The organism is Burkholderia sp. HI4860 (genome assembly GCF_002223045.2).
Lineage (GTDB): Bacteria > Pseudomonadota > Gammaproteobacteria > Burkholderiales > Burkholderiaceae > Burkholderia.
In genome coordinates, this window is sequence record NZ_NKFO02000005.1 from 911200 (window position 1) to 927850 (window position 16651).

Sequence of the window (16651 nt, forward strand, 5' to 3'; positions counted from 1 at the left end):
CCTGCCGGTGCCGCGCGCGGCGGACCGGTGTGGCTGGCTCGCTTACTTTTTCACCCAGACGTCGTACGGGTTCTCGGGCATCTGCGCGAACGGGCGGAAGCGCAGGCCCTGGACGGCCTTCGCGGCGGCGATCTGGTCCTCCGGCTCGTACAGCGGCACCGCGTACGCCTGCTCGTTGATCGCGAAGTGCTGCAGCTCGCCGTACAACGTCTTGCGCTCCGCGACGTTCTGCGTGCGCGCGGCCGCCTGCAGCCAGCGCGTCAGTTCCGGTGCCGCCGCGCGGCTGTAGTTCAGCGCGCCGCCGCGATCGACGGGCAGGTAGTGGCCTTCGATGTCGATGCCGTCCGGCGGCGTGTTCGAGTTCGCGATCGAGCCGAACTTGCCGGTCTTGCGCGCCTCGACGTACGTGCCGTCGTCGACGTACTGGATCTTCAGGTCGACGCCGAGCCGCTGCCGCGCCTGCGCCTGCAGCGCCTGCAGCAGCACGTCGCGCTGGTCGCGCACGGTCGCCTGCGCCTGGATCACCGCGATCGTCAGCCGTTCGCCGTTCTTCGTGCGGTAGCCGCCGCTGTCGCGTGCGCTCCAGCCCGCTTCGTCGAGCAACTGGTTGGCAAGCTTCGGATTGTTGCCGTAGGTCTTTTCGATGCGTGCGTCGTAGAGCGGGTCGATCGGCGACGTGATGCCCCATGCGCGCGTGCGCTCGCCGCGATAGATCGACTGCACGATGCCGGTCGTGTCGAGCCCTTCGAGCAGCGCGCGGCGCACCTTCACGTCCTGCGTGGGGCCGTAGCCGACGTTCAGGAACAGCGAGTACGGCGTGCCGGTGTTCAGCGCGTGCTGGTAGGTGAAGTCCGGGTTCTTGCGGATCAATGCCGCGTCGTTGCCGGATACGCCCTCGATCACGTCGACCTGGCCGGACAGCAGCGCGCCGGTGCGCACCGACGATTCGGGCAGGAACCGGTAGACGATCCGGTCGAGGTACGCCGGGCCCTGATGACCCGCCGTCGGCGGCGCCCAGCGATAGTCGGGATTCCTCGCGAATTCGATTTCCTGCCCCTTCACGTAGCGGCGCAGGATGAACGGGCCGGTGCCGGCGACGTCGGTGCCGCCCGCTTTCACGCTCGGCCGGTCGAACGCGTTCGGCGACAGCAGCGCGAACCGGCCGGCGAAGGTCAGGAACGGCGCATACGGCGCGTCGAGCGTGATCACGACGGTGCGCGCGTCCGGCGTCTTCACGTCCGCGACGTGCAGGATCTGTGCCGCGAGCTGGCTGCCGCCCGAATACGCCGGATTGCGTGCGTTCAGGAAGTTGCGCGCGACGGCCTGCGCGTCGAGCGGCGCGCCGTCGCTGAACTTCACGCCGTCGCGCAGCGTGAACGTGTAGGTCTTGCCGTCGGGCGACACCTTGTAGCCGCTCGCGAGCCACGGCACGAAGCTGCCGTCCGGTTTGCGCGCGAGCAGGCTCTCATACACGTTGCGCAGCAGCAGCTCGACCTTGTCCTGGCCGTTCAATTGCGGATTCAGCGTGCGCGGCTCGGATTCGACGCCCCAGGTCAGCGTGCCGCCCGTGACGGGCGTGCCCTGGGCGAACGCCGCGGGCGGCAAGGCGAGGGCGAACAGCAGCGCGGCCGATGCCGTGCGGCGCGACGCGCGGAGCGTGGAAGCCGGAAAAGCGAGGGTCATGCGGGGCAATCCTTTACAAGTGGCATGGCGGGTGGAACGGGGCGCGACGAAGCGCGGTGCGAGACGAGTGTCGAGACGGCGCGCATGGAACGTCATGCGCTGGCGCGAAGACGCTCGGCGCCCGGAGCGGCATCCGCCGCCGGCGGTTCCCGGTAGAGATCCGGGATCAGGATCTTTCTCAGCCAGACGAGCGGCGTGCCGAGCGTGTTCGTCGAGCGGTCGAACGCGACATAGCCGTGCCGCTCGTAGTACGGCTGCAGCCACGGATGATTGGTCGCGGTCGCGAGATAGGTCGCGGGCGCCTTGACCTGTTCGGTCAGGAACTGCGCTTCCACGTGGCCGAGCAGTGCGAGGCCGAGCCCCTGCCGCTTGAACGCGGGCGCCACCGCGAACCAGTGCAGGAACGGATACGGCGTGCGGAGGCGCTCGCCGGACACCCACGGGAACCGCACGGTCAGCGTCGCGGCAGGCGCGCGGCGGCCGTCGGCGTCCGCGCGCTCGAGCACGAAGGTCGTTTCGCGCGTAACGGTCTGCGCGACGTGCTCGATCGGCGAGCGAGTGATGTTGAAGTGCACGCCCTGCGCCACGAGCGGCGCATACGCGTCCTGCAGCAACGCATAAAGGGCCGGCACGTCGTCGGCGCCGGCAATGCGGATCGTATCGGTCATCGTGCGACGCCTTTGAGGTCGGGTTGACGGGTGACGGCGGCGGTGCGCGGTGCATGCGGCGTTTCTTCGGTCGCGCGTCGTGACGCCGCCGGGTCGTTGCCGTCCGCCGCCGCACCGGCCAGCAGCCGCAGCGACGCAATCCTCGGTGCGGCATCGGCAAGCGGTGTGTCGACGACGAATTCCGCGATCCCGTGGCGGCGATGCAGCGTGTCGAGTTCGCGCAGCACGTCGTCGCGCGTGCCGTGCACGATCCGCGTCTCGCGTGCGTCGATCCGATGCGGCCCATCGCCCGCCTGGCGGATGTACGCGTGCGCCTGTTCGAGACTGCCGACGTTGACTGCCGGCGTGTCGCCCACTTGCACGCGAAAGCCCTGATGCCCGCTCGCGAGTCGCGCGGCCGCTTCGCGCGTGGCGGCGACGATCACGGATACGGCGAGCAGCGGCGTGCGGCCGCCCGATGCGTGGCGGTATGCGTCGAAGCTCCGTTCCAGATCGGCGGTGGATGCGTTGAGGTGCGACGCATAGACGAACGCCCAGCCGAGCTGGGCGGCCAGCGCGGCGCTTTCGGCGCTCGCGCCGAGCAGGAACGGTTGGGCGGCGACGGGCGGAAACGGTGTCGCGTGCAGCGTGGCGGCTTCGTTCCCCGCGTCGCCCGGCGGCGTATGGTTGCCGTCGAGATGGCGCTTCAGCTCGGCGGCGAGTTCGGCGAACGACGCGCGTCGCGCCGGGTCGTAGCCGGCTTGCAGCGCGCGCGTCGACAACGGCAGCCCGCCCGGCGCCTTGCCGATGCCGAGATCGACACGATCGGGTGCAAGTGACGCGAGCAGGTTGAAGTTCTCGGCGATCTTGTACGGGCTGTAGTGCTGCAGCATCACGCCGCCCGATCCGACACGAATTCGGCGAGTGTGGGCGAGCACATGCGCGATCAGGATTTCCGGCGACGGGCACGCGAGCGCGGCCGTGTTGTGATGCTCGGCGAGCCAGTAGCGGTGATAACCCGCGTCGTCGGCAAAGCGGGCGAGCGACACGCTGCGCGCGAGTGCATCCATGGCGGTTTCGCCCGGTGCGACGGGGCTCTTGTCGAGCACGCTCAGGCGAAACGGGAGGGCGGACAATGCTGCGGCGGAATGAGGGGCGTCGGACGTCATGAGGGTGCGACCGGCGCGGTTCGAAGCGGCACGATCAACGGGTTAGGCATGCCGGATTATTTTTCGACGCCGTTTGCCCGGTCAAACAATCAAGAAGAATATCGAAAGCCGAAAATATTCGTTCCGGCTCACCGGGTGGCCTGCGTTATGGTCGATGGCTGCGCGCCTTGCGGCGCACGCATGGACCCCGCCGGACGCCCCGGCGCGCGATCGTCGGCAGCACGGTGTCGGCGCGGGTCCGCCGATCGAACGCAATCGTGGGGAATACGAATGAACGAGCGAATCATGTCAACCGGCCGACCCGAGGCGCATGCCGGAGCCGCATCATGAGCGAGACACGCAGACGGCTGAAGACGCTCGTCGGCGCTGCGAGCGTGCTGGTTGCGCCGGGCGATGCGGATCCCGCGCAAGGCATGCGTCGCGCGGCGGCGCTCGCGCGCAAGGCGGAAGCCGAGAAGATCACAGGCCTCTTCACGGCCGACCTGTTGCAGGCCGATCCGGCCGGGCTCGCCGGCAGCACCGGCAGCCAGGAGCCGATCGTCGCGCTGGCCGCACTGAGCCAGGCGACGTCGTCGATCGGGCTCGTCGCGACGGTGTCGACCACGTATCACCATCCGTACAACCTCGCGCGGCTGATCGGCACGCTCGATCACGTGAGCGGCGGCCGCGCCGCGTGGAACGCGGTGACGTCGTCGGTCGGCGAGGAGAATTTCGGCGACGCCGCATTGCCCGACCCGGAGCAGCGCTATGCGCGCGCCGCCGAATTCGTCGAAGTGGTCAACGCGCTGTTCGACGCGAACGCTCCCGACGCGGTGCGACGCACGGCGAGCGGCGGCGTGTCGGTCGATCCGCTCAAGCTCGGGCCGATCGATTACCGAGGCGCGCACTTCCAGGTGCAGGGGCCGTTGAACGTGCCGCCTTCGCCGCAGCGGCGTCCCGTGCTGTTCCAGGCGGGGCAGTCGGCGAGCGGCGTGACGCTCGGCGCGCGGTTTGCGGAAGTCGTCTACACGTCGCAGCCGACGCTCGAGGATGCGCGCACGTTCGTCGGCGAGCTGCACCGCCAGGCGACCGCATTCGGCCGGGCAGGGCGGCTGCCGCTCGTGATGAACTCGTTTCACTCGGTGATCGGCGAATCCGACGCCGACGTCGCGCGACGGCTGCGCGACAAGCATGAGCGCATCGATTACGAGCAAGGGCGGCTCAAGCTCGCCGACATGCTCGGCGGCGGCGTCGACTTGCGCGACCTGCCGCTCGACCAGCCGTTGCCGGGATCGCTGCTGCCGGCGATCGATAGCGTGCATCGCCGGCGCGGCCGCGTCGCGATCTTCGTCGGCTATGCGCGGCAGCGCCTGACGTTGCGCGAACTGATCATCCGCGCGCAGGAAACCGGCCACTGGTTCGTCGCGGGCACCCCCGAACAGCTCGCCGATGCGATCGAAACGCGTTATCGCGCGGGGCTCGTCGACGTGCTGTCGCTGCACGGGCTCGGGCAGCCCGACCAGGAGGACCTGCTGCTCAACGGGCTGCTGCCCGAATTGCGCCGGCGCAACCTGCTCGATACCGATTACCTCGGCGACGATTTCCGCACGAATCTGGGGTTACCGGCCTTGCAGCGCGAGACCGCGACGGCTTGAACGGCTAAACGGCGAGCGGGCGGCGCGTGTACGATGGCGGGACGGCGCTCCCGTTTCATCCTCGCGCCGCAACGTCGACGCAAGGATACTGATGTGACTCACGAGATCACGACGCTCCCGCAACTCGAGGCCATCTACGGGACGCCGAATGAACGGGCACTGTGGAAGGAAATCGACCACCTGAACGACGACTACCAGGCGTTCGTGCGCGCGTCGCCGTTCGTTGCGCTATCGTCGGTCGGGCCGCACGGCACCGATGTTTCACCGCGCGGCGATGCAGCGGGATTGGTGTCGATCGTCGATCCGAAGACGCTCGCGCTGCCGGATCGGCCGGGCAACAACCGGATCGATACGCTGCGCAATATCGTGGCCGATCCGCGCGTGTCGCTGCTGTTCCTGATTCCCGGCGTCGGCGAGATGTTGCGCGTGAACGGCCGCGCGACGATCAGCGCCGAGCCCGGCCTGCTCGCGCGCTTTGCCGTCGACGGGAAAGCGCCGCGCACGGTGGTGCTGATCCACATCGACGCGGCTTATTTCCATTGTTCGAAGGCGATCGTGCGTTCGCGGCTCTGGGATTCGGGCACGCGGATCGAACGTGACCAGTTGCCGAGCGCGGGTGCGATGCATCGGCGATTAAGCGGCGGCACGTTCGACGGCGAATCGTACGATCGCGACCTTCCGGCGCGCACGGTCGCCGGGCTGTATTGAGTGCGCGAGAGGCGATCTGAGCGCGCATCGGTGCGGATCGTCCGCCCGGATCGGGTGTCGCATTTCACCGTCGCATTGAACGACTGAAGTCGAATGAGACCCGGCGACGGGGGCAGGGAACGGCTACTTCACGCGCCGGCATCTGCCTGTTGTTCGCCCGGAAACCGCGACCCGCAGCGATACCTGGCCGCGGGCCGCGCTTCGATGTGCGATCACGCAGCCGTCAAGCGTGACGCCGCGCACCGCATTCGCCGCAGAACAGGTCGTCGGCGGCCATCGGCTTGTTGCACTGCGCGCAGGCCGTGGCCTCGTCTGCGGCGGGCGATTTTGTATCCGATGCCGTCTCCGCTGCGCCCACCGCGCTGGCGGCATGCGAGTCGCGTGCTTTCGCAAGGTGATCGGCGGCGCGTTCGCGTGCCTGTTCGGCATGGCGTTTCGCGTCCGCGACGTGCTGGCTCAGCTTCTCTTCCGTTGCGGAGAAATCGACGCCGCTGACCGTCTGCAGATAGATGAGGCACGTGCCGTTGACGAACGTCAGGAATGGAATCACGAGACCGATCGCGATCAGCAGGCCGTTGCCGAAACCGTACGCGCCCAGGTAGGCCATGCTGCGGTAGTCGAATCCGCCTCCTGCCGCATCCATGCCAAGGCCGTAGGTGCTGGCATGCCGGCTGAGGCCGCTCAAGCCCATCAGGCCGCCCAGCGGGCTGGTGCCGGTTGCCGCCGAGATCGACGACGCGATCGCGGCGCCGGTGCCGAGAATGCCGAACACGATGGCGGACAGCACGCCGACGAGCAGCAGCAGCCCGAACATCCGGACGATCACGCCGAGCAGCTGGCGGCGGCCGATCTGCAGCAGGCGCGCGGCGGTCTGCAGCGTCGAGTTGCCTTGCCAGATGGCGGGCGCGGCGAGCGGATAGCCGACGTACCCCATGCCGGCGAAGATCGCGCCCGCGGCGATCGCCGCGACCGGATACGCGATCGCGTACAGCAGCGGGCCGACGCCCGGGAGCTTGCAGACCAGGAACACGATCAGCAGTGCGAGCAGCAGCAGGATCCAGCCGACCACGAGCAGCACGCCGATGCCGACGAGGCGGTGGACGCTGAACGTCGCCTGCAGCAGCGCGTCGACAAATCCGACCGACTCACCCTGTGCATCGCGCATCAGCACGATGCCGACCGCGGAATAGCCGATCAGCGAGATCGCGAGCGTCGCGATGACGAACAGCAGGCCGAGCACGGGGCTGTGACCGATCACCTGGATCGTGAGCATGACCATCAGCATGCTGGCGACCAGCGCGAACGCGCACATCGCAAGTGCGCGCCAGTTCGTGACGGCCTCGGCGGCGCGCAGCAGGCCGAACTTTCCCGACACGGGGGCTTGATCGAGCGTTGACATCGTTGAATCTCCTTGCAGGTGCGGGCCGGTCAGTGAGCGGCGGGGGCGTCGAGCAGCGCGACGACGGTGACGCCGTCGACCTGCGCGAGCTGGATGCTGGATTGCCGGGTCGAGCCCGGCTTGCCGTTCAGGTAGACCTGGCTTTTCAGCGTGTACGTGCCTTGCGGCGCACCCGACGGCAGTTTCAGCGTGAAGCTGTTGTCGAATTCGCCGCTGCCCGGCGTCGCGTTGACGATCTTCTCGCCGCGCTTGAACTGCTCGCCCGACGGCGCGTAGACGGTCACGACTTCCTTCACTTCCTGGACGGGCTCGTTCGTGCCGGACACCGCGCGAATCTGCGAGGCCAGCTTGATCGGCTCGCCGGCCTTGACTGCCGAGCGCGGCGTTACAACCGTGGTGTAGGCGTCGATCTTCGCGTACGGCGGCAGGTTGTTGCGGTTGCTCGCGCGGTAGTCGCGATCGACTTCGGCCGCCGTCTTCGTCTGCCGTGTTGCCACTTCGATCACGGCGCACGCGGCGAGCCCGGCAACCGCGCCGCCGATCGCGCCCTTGGTGCCGCCGATCAGCGCGCCGACCAGCGCGCCGCCGGCGCCGAGCGCGGTACAGCGCAACACGGATTCGGACGAAATCCCGCCGGTGCCGTTCTGGGTGGCGCAGCCGCTGGCGAGCAAGGTGACCGCGCAGGCCGCGGCGAGGGTCTTCTGGATTGTCATGTCGGTTTTCTCCGGCGCTTCATTCAAGTGTGCTGTTGTTGCGCAGTGCATCCATCTGCCGCGCCTTCGCCTTGGCGATCAACGTCTTCGCCGGACGGTTGCCCGGCTCGATCGCCAGGACGCTTTCCGCTGTCGCGATCGCCTTGTCGTACTGGCCGCGCGACAGGTCGCCCTGTGCGCGTTTCAGCAGGCCGTCGACAGCGGGCGCGGCAGGGTTGGCTGCCGTAGACGGGCGGGCCGGCGGTGTCGGGTGCGGCTTGTTGCGCGGCGCCTCTGCAACGGTGGCGGGGGCCGGGGTGGTCGGCGTGGACGTGTCGTCCTGCAGTTTCGCGAAGGGCGACGACTGCTGCGCGTTCGCGGATGCCGGCGGCGCGTTCGACGCCGGTGGTGTCGCGGGTACCGGGGCCGTCGTGACATTCGTGACGACGGCCGGGCCCGACGCGGGAGCGGTCATGGCTGCGGCGGCCGTATCGGTCGGCGCGGACGCCGGTGCGTCGGGCGGCGTCGTTGCAACGACCGCGCCGGCAGTGGCGGAACCCGGTCCCACGATGTCCGATGCGGCGTTGGCCGTGAACGCAGGAACCGTGGAGGCGGCGACCGGTTCGGGCGTTGCGGGTGCGCTCGCCTGGCGGCCGTGCCACCAGAACGCGCCACCCGCGCAGGCGATCGCGACCGCGACGCCGGCTGCGACGATCTTGAGTCTTGCCGACGTATCGTCGTCCGTCGTCGGGGTCTGTGGTATCGGCGGGAGCACCACACCGGAATGCGGACGCATGGGTTCGGCCGACGCCGACGTTACATCGTCATCCGGTACGTCGTGAAGCTTGGCAGTCGCATCGACCCCGTCTGTATCGTCGTCGGCGAGTGCCGCTGCGGTATTAGTCGATACGCCCGCAGGCGCGGGTTGCGCATCCGTACCGACAGGCGAGGCTTGCGACGCAGCGACCGCGTCGCCCCGCTGGGCTGCCGCTGCGATGGGCGTGGCAGTGGCCGCGGCGTCGTGTGATTGCAGCGGTGCGCTCGCACGACCCGATACCGGATCGGCGGTGTTCGCGCTGTGCGCGAGGTCGTTCCCTGCAGTGTTCGCCGCCATCGATTCGACGCTGATGTCCGCTTGCGTACCTTGCGCGTCGATGGTGACGTAGGCAGATTCGTGAGCGGATTCCGCGGCCACGTGTGCGGGTTGCAGTGCGGGCTCGGCCGGCGGCACGGGCGCTTCCGCCTCGATCGCACCGGCGTCATTGACCGATGCGACGGGGGTCCCGCACTTGTTGCAGAAACGCTGGTACGGCGTCAGCGCGGCGTGGCAGTTCCGGCACGGTGCGCAGGCCGCTTCGGCCCGGATGGCCGCAACCGGCGTTCCGCATTGCTTGCAGAACTTGAGACCGTCGGGCAGATCGGTTCCGCAGTGGGTACACGCGGTCATAATTCAGTAATCCTCTTCTTTTGATCGATCGACGTGACGACGCCGTGCGGGCATGCGCACGTTTGTCCGAATCGCGGGATGGCGGCGTACCGGCCGCGTGCTACGAAGGCGAGCGACGCGGAACGGGCCGCTCAGCGCGCGATATCAGTCGGAATGGGTTCGGTCGCGCGGAAAGTGTCGGCGTAGAGAAGAAGAGATCCGGCCCACGTGATTGGAACGTGTGGCCCAACGGATCCGGATGCCCCGGTATTGAATGGCGAGTTCAAGCTTTCCCCGTATCAGTCGCCGGATTGAATCCGGCTGACTGTTTTCATTATTTCGATTGATAATACAAATGGTCTTCTGCAGCGGATATTACACCGAAATTACGCGGCTTTGCCATCCGTCAGGCGCGTGACGGAGCGTGTATTCGCGTGCAAAGCTGACTGGATGCGCGGCGCGCACCGTCACCAGCCTGGTGGTGTATTCATCGCGGTGACCAGGCGGTTACCCTGCCTGCCGTGGCGCACGCAGTGTCGAGATTCACTCTACTTGGAATTTCCCTCGCTCCCGTTGACCTCGGAAGTTACTTCAAGGTTGTGGTCGAAGCCGGTCCGCCAGCTTTAGGGTTGCTCTGTGGCTCGGTTCGGTCAATTGCCGCCGCTCGTCGTCGCCGTCGCTCCATTCGAGTGGCTGCCCCGATCAGTCAGCGGACCTTGGTAACGCTCCCAGGCAGGCCTGTAATCGGCAGATGCGTTAAAGAGGTCGTATCGCAGCCGAGGTCCGTTCCTGGAGATTCATTCCGAGTGCAGCATTCGCTAGGTGCTGCTCCCGCCTACAGCAGTCCTCCGCATCCTCCGAAGCGGCTCCCGACCTCACTTCACAGTAGAAAATAAGCTAATAATCAATAGCTTGTATTTTCATAAAATTCTTAACCATCGGCGCTGGCGACCGGTTTGCACCTTCGGCCTATCGTTTGATCCGTTGCTCACTCTGGCAACGACAACTCAACCCGTCAAGAGGTAACGATATGGCAAAGTCCGGTTCCAAATCCACTCCGCATACCCCGATCACTCCCGCTGCTGCCAGCCGCATTCAGAGCGCGACAGCCAAGGCCAATGGCGGCAAAGTCTCAGCCGACAGTTTTGCCGCTCGCGCACAGGCCGCCGCAGCGCACAACGGGAAATCTGGTCCGGGCGCCAAGCAGTAACGGCGAATTGCCCCCGGGCAGCCTGCCTGGGGGCGGGAGCGCATCATGAAATACTGCAATGACCGAGCGATTTCCAAACTAGTATGCCAACTGATACAGAGTGGATGGCAATATCGCATGGGTGGCCGTCACGGCAAACTCGTTTCCCCCTCGGGCAGAACAATCGCGGTTCCCTGTACGCCAAGCGATCACCGGGCATTAGAGAACTTCAAGCGGGACATCCGCAAACTCCTGATTGAATGTCCGGAATGAGTACGCACACGAACCTGCCGCCTTATCCCAGACTAGGCGAGCTATATCGCACCCTTGCAGTCGCACTGGAAACCAAGGACCGCCATCCCAACGTCGATGAACTAGCCCGAAAAGGCGAGTTTGACTGGACGCTTTTGCCCACGCTGGCTGACACGCTCATCGTCGATCCGCTGGCGAAGTACGTCGATTCCGGGTTTGCCAATATGGTAAGGCAGTTTTTGGCGCATGTGCATGAAAACTATCTTGGTCTCGTTTTGACCGTGCCTCTCGATAGCCTCAGTCGAGAAGAGTCCTTGCCGTTACTTGTCGAGCATTACTTTGCTGTCTATGGCCTGGAACTGTTGTACCGCATCAAGGAGGCGTTCCGCGGCCCCGATCTCATGAAGCTTCTCGATCCGAACATTTCACCGGTTGCAATCGTCCTGGCATGGCTGGATGAGGATGAAGCGCTTTCACTCGTCAAATTAGCGTACCCAGAAACGACGGGAGTTGACCGAAACGCGACGGAGAAATACCGGAAATGGTTCAACGGGACGGATATTCCGGATCGCCAAAGCATCATCGGTTTTGCCAATGCAGTGAGGGCAAAGGGCGGTGTTCGCGACGAAAAGGTTCAGAATCTCCGTCGCTGGCTAATGGTTGCGCGGACACTTGCCCAATTGGAAAGAAAATCGCCGGTTCCATTCCGGGCTGTCATGGGCCGACATCTATTGCTTGGCATGCCGAAGGTCGATATTGGGAGTGTGCTGTCCAAGGCTGTCCTCCAGGCGGGCGAGCGTCTGTCTGTGCTTCGTATGCCCGCGCTGACGCTCTATGAGCGTCTCAAACGCGCCACACAAAAGGAACGCGGCGAGAAATCGAGCATCAAAATGGACCTCGATGAATTCGAGCGCATGACCTCGAAAGTCGATCCCGAAGGCCGGACCCGCGTTCATATCGAATGGATGCGCGGTCGATGGCAGATGCTCTCCGGCAATTTCGAGATGGCCTTGCCACACTACGAAGCCGCTGCCGAATTGGCAAACTATCGCGCAGGCCATCAACAGAAGCGTATCCTGGAAGAGACCCTGGTATTGGCCGGTCATCTTGGCAAGGTGGCCTTGCTGAAGCGTCTCAAGCACAGGGCCGTGGCATTCGGCTTGTTTGTCGATCCGCGTGGCAAGGTCATCGAGGAATGGGAAATCGACTTGCTCCGGCAGCAGTTTCCACGCGTGTTTCCTGCGAAAGGGCGCTTTCCTGAGGCGTTAAGCGCTGTCGCCGACCGTGAGCCTCTGCCGTTTCTAATGATTGCTCGCGACGACATCCAACGGATCAGACCCGATCGCCGCACCCCGAACCGCGTGGTTTCCATACGCTTTGCAGACGGCCAGGTCAGACGTTGGCCCCAACTTCGATTATTTGCGTCGTTTGGAAAATATGACGAGGTGAAGACGTTGCTTGAAGCAGGAGCACCAGTCGACGATCGCGATGAGAGTGGCGCGTCCGCGTTGCTCTGTGCGATTCAGTACGCCACTAAGACAGGGGATCGTCGCACTTTGGATTTGTTGCTGAAATACTCGCACTCGCCTGCCGTGCTCAATAGCGTTACCACGATGAAGCAATTAACGCCCTTACTCTGTGCGGTCGATCTTGGCGAGCCCGACATCGTGGAAACGTTGCTGAGGATGAAAGCATCTGCCGATCTCAGGGGGAATATCGTCGACCAAACCCCTCTTCACTACGCCGTTGAGAGATTGGGGGTGGTTCGTGATCCTGGCACGCTGTATCGGCACCTCTACCGATCCTTAACCGCCGATCCGCACTCCGTCCTAAAAGAAATCCACCGACGCTATCGGGTCAATCTGGCCGGTACATTCGGTGATGGAGCAGCCCTCCGAACCCTGCGCGAAACGCCGCGATATCGGGAGCTATTAGAACAGCTCGCTTCTGCGATGGTAAAGGAACAGATCGACCGACATTCGATCCCCAAATTGACGCGAATCATCGGATCTCTTCTCGAGCGCAAGGCCTGCCCCAATGCGGCCCACCACTACCCTGTATCTGGCCGGACGCCCCTCATGCTGGCCGCCGAAAGCAACTCCGAGCAAGTCTTTGATCTGATGTTTCGGTGCGGTGGAAATCCGCATCAGGCTGACGCCGAAGGGATGACATGCCTCTCGATCGCAATGGCTTTCGGGTCGGCTGACGTGATCGGTTATATGCGCAGAAAGGGGATCATGTGAAGCGAAAGCTAGCTTGGACTGACCGCTGTACGTCGCAACGCGACGCCAGGATCGCATCAGGGTGAATGTCCCAAACGGGTCGATGAGAACCGGTCGGCCGTGCGCGAACGGGCCAAGCTGCCCTTGAAGGTTCAAGCTTGAATGAACGGCAAAGCAGATAGTTCAACGTCGAGTGAACCGCGAATTCAACCTTAAATGAGCGGGTTTGCCGGCAGGCAGTGTACGGCCAGCAGGTCGAAACCAAGTTGATTGAATCTCGACACGCGGGTCTCACCCGCGCACTTCGGAACCCGATTGCCGTTGGCGTCATGCCCGAGCCCGCCACCTTCAGGGCAGTCGTTGCGCCGCTCGACCGTGCAACCGCAGCCGCCATTCCGCGATCTGATTCACCTGCGCATCGAGTTGCCGTCAGGTAGGGAAAATATCCCCGCGCCGTTGACGGCGCGCGGCGTCGCACTGGCTTGATACGCCGCCGAGGGCATCTGCCGGATTCTCCTTGCCATTGCAGTCACCGAGCGACTCCCCGGCCTCGCATAGTCATCTCCCAACGAGTCACCGATAGCCCGTGCAACTACTGAGTTGCTGCGAAAAATGGTTTATGGTCAAATGACCATGTCAAGTGACCCATATGTTTGTTTCATCCCCAATTGGCAGCCGCTGCTCGATCGCGGATGGTCCAGGCGTAGGCAACATTTTGCGAAGGCGTCCGGGCGGCGCGGAGATTGACGCGCATCGGCCACCGGAAGTTTGGCGAAATCCCGGGAGATGAAGCAGGCGTCCGCGTATCGACGCCTGGGCAGCTTTCGCCCATCGGCTGAAAGCGCCAGGGTTGAAAAACAAGAATTTCTGGAGGCGGTGCTCGTGAACGAAATGCACAGCAGGACGAACCAAGCGATTGACCCTTCGGCGCTGCGCGCCCAACTGCGAGACGGCTCCTTGCTGGAGACGCGTGCCTGGCTGGCGTCGGGATGGGCGGAGGGCACCGATGGCCGTTCGTTTCCCGTCACGAATCCGGCCACGGGTGACACCCTGGCCCGCGTGGCCAGCCTCGGCGCCGCGGAGGTCGAGCAAGCCATTGCCTCATCGGCGCTGGCACAGCAAAGCTGGCAGAAGCGGACCACCCACGAGCGCGCGAAGCTACTGCGCGCCTGGTACGACCTGATCGTGGCGAATGCCGACGATCTCGCACTGATCATGACGTCGGAGCAGGGCAAGCCGTTGGCGGAGGCGCGCGGCGAAATCATGTATGCGGCTTCTTTCGTCGAGTGGTTCGCCGAAGAAGCGAAGCGTGTCTACGGCGACGTCATCCCTCACCCGCAAGGCGACAAGCGCATCGTCGTCATCCGTCAGCCGATCGGCGTGTGTGCCGCGATCACGCCGTGGAATTTTCCTGCCGCGATGATCACGCGCAAGGTCGCGCCGGCACTGGCCGCAGGCTGTTCCATCATCGTGCGCCCCGCCGACCTGACGCCGCTCACGGCGCTAGCGCTCGCCGTCCTGGCCGAGCGCGCGGGCATCCCGGCCGGTGTCCTTCAAGTGGTGTGCGGCCCGTCACGCGAGATCGGCGCGGTGCTCACGGCCAGCCCAATCGTGCGCAAGCTTTCCTTCACCGGCTCGACCGAAGTCGGCCGCGTGCTCATGAGCCAGTCGTCCGCGACGATCAAGCGACTCTCACTCGAACTCGGCGGCAACGCACCTTTCATCGTGTTCGACGACGCGGATCTCGACGCGGCGGTCGAAGGGGCGATGGCGTCGAAGTACCGGAACAGCGGCCAGACCTGTGTATGCGCGAATCGCTTTCTCGTCCAGGCCGGCATTCATGACCGCTTCGTCGACGCGCTCACCCGGCGAGTCCAGGCGCTCAAGGTCGGAAACGGTATCGAACCGGGGGTACAGCAGGGGCCGCTGATCCAGCAGTCCGCCTGCGACCACCTGAATCGGCTGATCGACGATGCGCTCAGCAAGGGCGCGCGCATCGTCACGGGCGGAAAAGGCCATCCGCTTGGCGGCACGTTTTTCGAGCCGACCGTCATTGCCGATGCGACGCCGGCCATGCGTCTCGCGCGCGAGGAACTCTTCGGGCCCGTCGGCCCGGTGTTCCGTTTCGAGGATGAAGCGGAAGCGATCGCGATGGCCAACGACACCGAGTACGGGCTCGCCGCCTATCTCTATACACGCGACCACGGCCGCATCTGGCGTGTGGGCGAGGCACTCGAGTACGGCATGGTCGGCCTGAATACCGGCGTGATTTCCAACGAGGTCGCGCCGTTCGGCGGGGTCAAGCAGTCGGGCCTGGGCCGTGAGGGGTCCCGTTACGGCATCGAGGAATACCTGGAAATCAAGTACCTGTGCACCCAGGTCTAACGACCACCGTCCGCATCAAGGAAACGTCAATGGAAATGCTCCCGCAATCGATGCTCTTCGAAACTGTTCCGTCCATTCTCCAGGAATGGGGTTGTGCGCGCCGCCTGGGTCAGGTGATGGCGGCATGGACGGAGCGCCGCCATGTCCTGATCGTGACCGATGCCGGGCTGCACGAGGCCGGTGTACTGGAACCGGCGAAAGCGTCGCTGGCGGCCGCGGGATTCCGCGTGGCGGTGTTCGACGAGGTCGTGGCCGACCCGCCGGAAAACGTGGTGTTGCGCTGCGTCGAGTTTGCACGCGGCGCCGAGGCCGACGTCGTCATCGGGCTGGGCGGCGGCTCGTCGATGGACATCGCAAAACTGGCCGCCGTGCTCACCGTGTCGCGGCAATCGATCGCGGAAATGTACGGAATCGGCAACGTTCAGGGTGCGCGCCTGCCGCTGGTGCAGATCCCGACGACGGCGGGTACCGGGTCGGAAGTCACCAACATCTCCATCGTTTCGGTTAACGAAACAACCAAGATGGGCATCGTTGCACGTCAGCTGTATGCCGACAAGGTGATCCTGGATGCCGAGCTGACGGTCGGTCTGCCGCGCAGCCACACCGCTGCGACGGGCATCGACGCGATGGTTCACGCCATCGAGGCCTATACCAGCAAGCACAAGAAGAATGCCATTTCCGACGCGCTCGCGCGCGAGGCGCTGCGATTGCTGGTGAGCCACCTGATCCCGGCTTGCGAAAACGGCGAGGACCGGCGCGCCCGGGAGGCCATGCTGCTGGGCGCCACGCTGGCGGGTCAAGCGTTCGCCAATGCCCCGGTGGCCGCGGTCCATGCGCTGGCGTATCCGTTGGGCGGCCATTTCCATATCCCGCACGGCTTGTCCAACGCGTTGATGCTGGCGCCCGTGCTGCGTTTCAACGCCGAAGCGGCGGCGTCGCACTACGCGGAACTGGCGGACGTCGTCGGCGCGGGTGGAACGGGCGACGCCACGGCGCGCACGGCGGCGTTCATTGCCTTCCTGGAAGACCTGATGGACCGATCCGGCGCGCCGCGGCGTCTGCGCGACGTGGGGGTCACGCAATCGAGCCTGCCGACCCTCGCGGCCGATGCGATGAAGCAGCAGCGCTTGCTGTTGAACAATCCGGTCGTCGTCACGGAGTCGGACGCATTGCGCCTGTACGAACAGGCCTACTGAACCGACGCCGGCCAATCCGCAGTCGCCGTAACGTTAATAGAGAGAATGC

Annotated in this window: 12 protein-coding genes; 6 read left to right on the forward strand and 6 right to left on the reverse strand. The window is 65.1% G+C overall.

Annotation, left to right across the window (positions count from 1 at the left end; genetic code table 11):
- Window positions 1–42: 42 nt before the first annotated feature.
- The 3 genes from CFB34_RS38195 to CFB34_RS38205 form a co-directional block, all read right to left on the reverse strand.
- A complete protein-coding gene (locus CFB34_RS38195; protein WP_089443953.1) occupies window positions 43–1683 on the reverse strand; it encodes an ABC transporter substrate-binding protein in 1641 nt (546 codons plus the stop codon).
- Window positions 1684–1775: 92 nt separating this feature from the next.
- Window positions 1776–2351: a GNAT family N-acetyltransferase gene (locus CFB34_RS38200; protein ID WP_089443954.1), complete on the reverse strand. Its 576-nt coding sequence runs from the start codon at window positions 2349–2351 to the stop codon at window positions 1776–1778.
- Window positions 2348–3499, reverse strand: coding sequence for an MsnO8 family LLM class oxidoreductase (locus CFB34_RS38205; RefSeq protein WP_089443955.1), 1152 nt, complete (start codon window positions 3497–3499; stop codon window positions 2348–2350). Before CFB34_RS38205 ends, CFB34_RS38200 begins: the two co-directional genes overlap by 4 nt.
- A gap of 326 nt (window positions 3500–3825) precedes the next feature.
- Here CFB34_RS38205 and CFB34_RS38210 point away from each other — a divergent pair, with 326 nt between their 5' ends.
- Together CFB34_RS38210 and CFB34_RS38215 are read left to right on the forward strand one after the other, a co-directional pair.
- A complete protein-coding gene (locus CFB34_RS38210) occupies window positions 3826–5133 on the forward strand; it encodes an NtaA/DmoA family FMN-dependent monooxygenase (RefSeq protein ID WP_089443956.1) in 1308 nt (435 codons plus the stop codon).
- A gap of 93 nt (window positions 5134–5226) precedes the next feature.
- Window positions 5227–5841, forward strand: a complete 615-nt coding sequence (locus tag CFB34_RS38215; RefSeq protein ID WP_242808784.1) for a pyridoxamine 5'-phosphate oxidase family protein — start codon at window positions 5227–5229, stop codon at window positions 5839–5841.
- A 223-nt stretch (window positions 5842–6064) separates the two neighbouring features.
- Here the strand turns inward: CFB34_RS38215 and CFB34_RS38220 are convergent, their stop codons facing one another.
- The 3 genes from CFB34_RS38220 to CFB34_RS38230 are packed head-to-tail and all read right to left on the reverse strand — an operon-like array spanning window position 6065 to window position 9379.
- Complete coding sequence (locus CFB34_RS38220; RefSeq protein ID WP_089443958.1) at window positions 6065–7240, reverse strand: hypothetical protein; 1176 nt, start codon at window positions 7238–7240, stop codon at window positions 6065–6067.
- Between the two features lie 29 nt (window positions 7241–7269).
- Entirely contained in the window at window positions 7270–7953 is a 684-nt protein-coding gene (locus tag CFB34_RS38225; RefSeq protein ID WP_242808785.1) for a hypothetical protein, read from the reverse strand.
- 19 nt (window positions 7954–7972) lie between these two features.
- Window positions 7973–9379: a zinc ribbon domain-containing protein gene (locus CFB34_RS38230; protein ID WP_089443960.1), complete on the reverse strand. Its 1407-nt coding sequence runs from the start codon at window positions 9377–9379 to the stop codon at window positions 7973–7975.
- Window positions 9380–10388: 1009 nt separating this feature from the next.
- Between CFB34_RS38230 and CFB34_RS38235 the strand changes: the two genes are divergently transcribed.
- From CFB34_RS38235 to CFB34_RS38250, 4 genes are all read left to right on the forward strand, one after another.
- On the forward strand, window positions 10389–10568 hold the full coding sequence (locus CFB34_RS38235; protein ID WP_089443961.1) for a hypothetical protein: 180 nt from the start codon (window positions 10389–10391) through the stop codon (window positions 10566–10568).
- Window positions 10569–10816: 248 nt separating this feature from the next.
- Window positions 10817–13042, forward strand: coding sequence for an ankyrin repeat domain-containing protein (locus CFB34_RS38240; RefSeq protein WP_089443963.1), 2226 nt, complete (start codon window positions 10817–10819; stop codon window positions 13040–13042).
- An 870-nt stretch (window positions 13043–13912) separates the two neighbouring features.
- Window positions 13913–15406, forward strand: coding sequence for an NAD-dependent succinate-semialdehyde dehydrogenase (locus CFB34_RS38245; RefSeq protein WP_089444039.1), 1494 nt, complete (start codon window positions 13913–13915; stop codon window positions 15404–15406).
- Between the two features lie 29 nt (window positions 15407–15435).
- Entirely contained in the window at window positions 15436–16602 is a 1167-nt protein-coding gene (locus tag CFB34_RS38250) for an iron-containing alcohol dehydrogenase (RefSeq protein ID WP_089443964.1), read from the forward strand.
- Window positions 16603–16651: the final 49 nt, after the last annotated feature.

What these genes read in the sequence shown, in the direction of transcription:
- CFB34_RS38195 (WP_089443953.1), bottom strand. Translation starts at nt 1,683, where the DNA reads ATGACCCTCGCTTTTCCGGCTTCCACGCTCCGCGCGTCGCGCCGCACG.
- CFB34_RS38200 (WP_089443954.1), bottom strand. Translation starts at nt 2,351, where the DNA reads ATGACCGATACGATCCGCATTGCCGGCGCCGACGACGTGCCGGCCCTT.
- CFB34_RS38205 (WP_089443955.1), bottom strand. Translation starts at nt 3,499, where the DNA reads ATGACGTCCGACGCCCCTCATTCCGCCGCAGCATTGTCCGCCCTCCCG.
- CFB34_RS38210 (WP_089443956.1), top strand. Translation starts at nt 3,826, where the DNA reads ATGAGCGAGACACGCAGACGGCTGAAGACGCTCGTCGGCGCTGCGAGC.
- CFB34_RS38220 (WP_089443958.1), bottom strand. Translation starts at nt 7,240, where the DNA reads ATGTCAACGCTCGATCAAGCCCCCGTGTCGGGAAAGTTCGGCCTGCTG.
- CFB34_RS38225 (WP_242808785.1), bottom strand. Translation starts at nt 7,953, where the DNA reads ATGACAATCCAGAAGACCCTCGCCGCGGCCTGCGCGGTCACCTTGCTC.
- CFB34_RS38230 (WP_089443960.1), bottom strand. Translation starts at nt 9,379, where the DNA reads ATGACCGCGTGTACCCACTGCGGAACCGATCTGCCCGACGGTCTCAAG.
- CFB34_RS38235 (WP_089443961.1), top strand. Translation starts at nt 10,389, where the DNA reads ATGGCAAAGTCCGGTTCCAAATCCACTCCGCATACCCCGATCACTCCC.
- CFB34_RS38240 (WP_089443963.1), top strand. Translation starts at nt 10,817, where the DNA reads ATGAGTACGCACACGAACCTGCCGCCTTATCCCAGACTAGGCGAGCTA.
- CFB34_RS38245 (WP_089444039.1), top strand. Translation starts at nt 13,913, where the DNA reads ATGCACAGCAGGACGAACCAAGCGATTGACCCTTCGGCGCTGCGCGCC.
- CFB34_RS38250 (WP_089443964.1), top strand. Translation starts at nt 15,436, where the DNA reads ATGGAAATGCTCCCGCAATCGATGCTCTTCGAAACTGTTCCGTCCATT.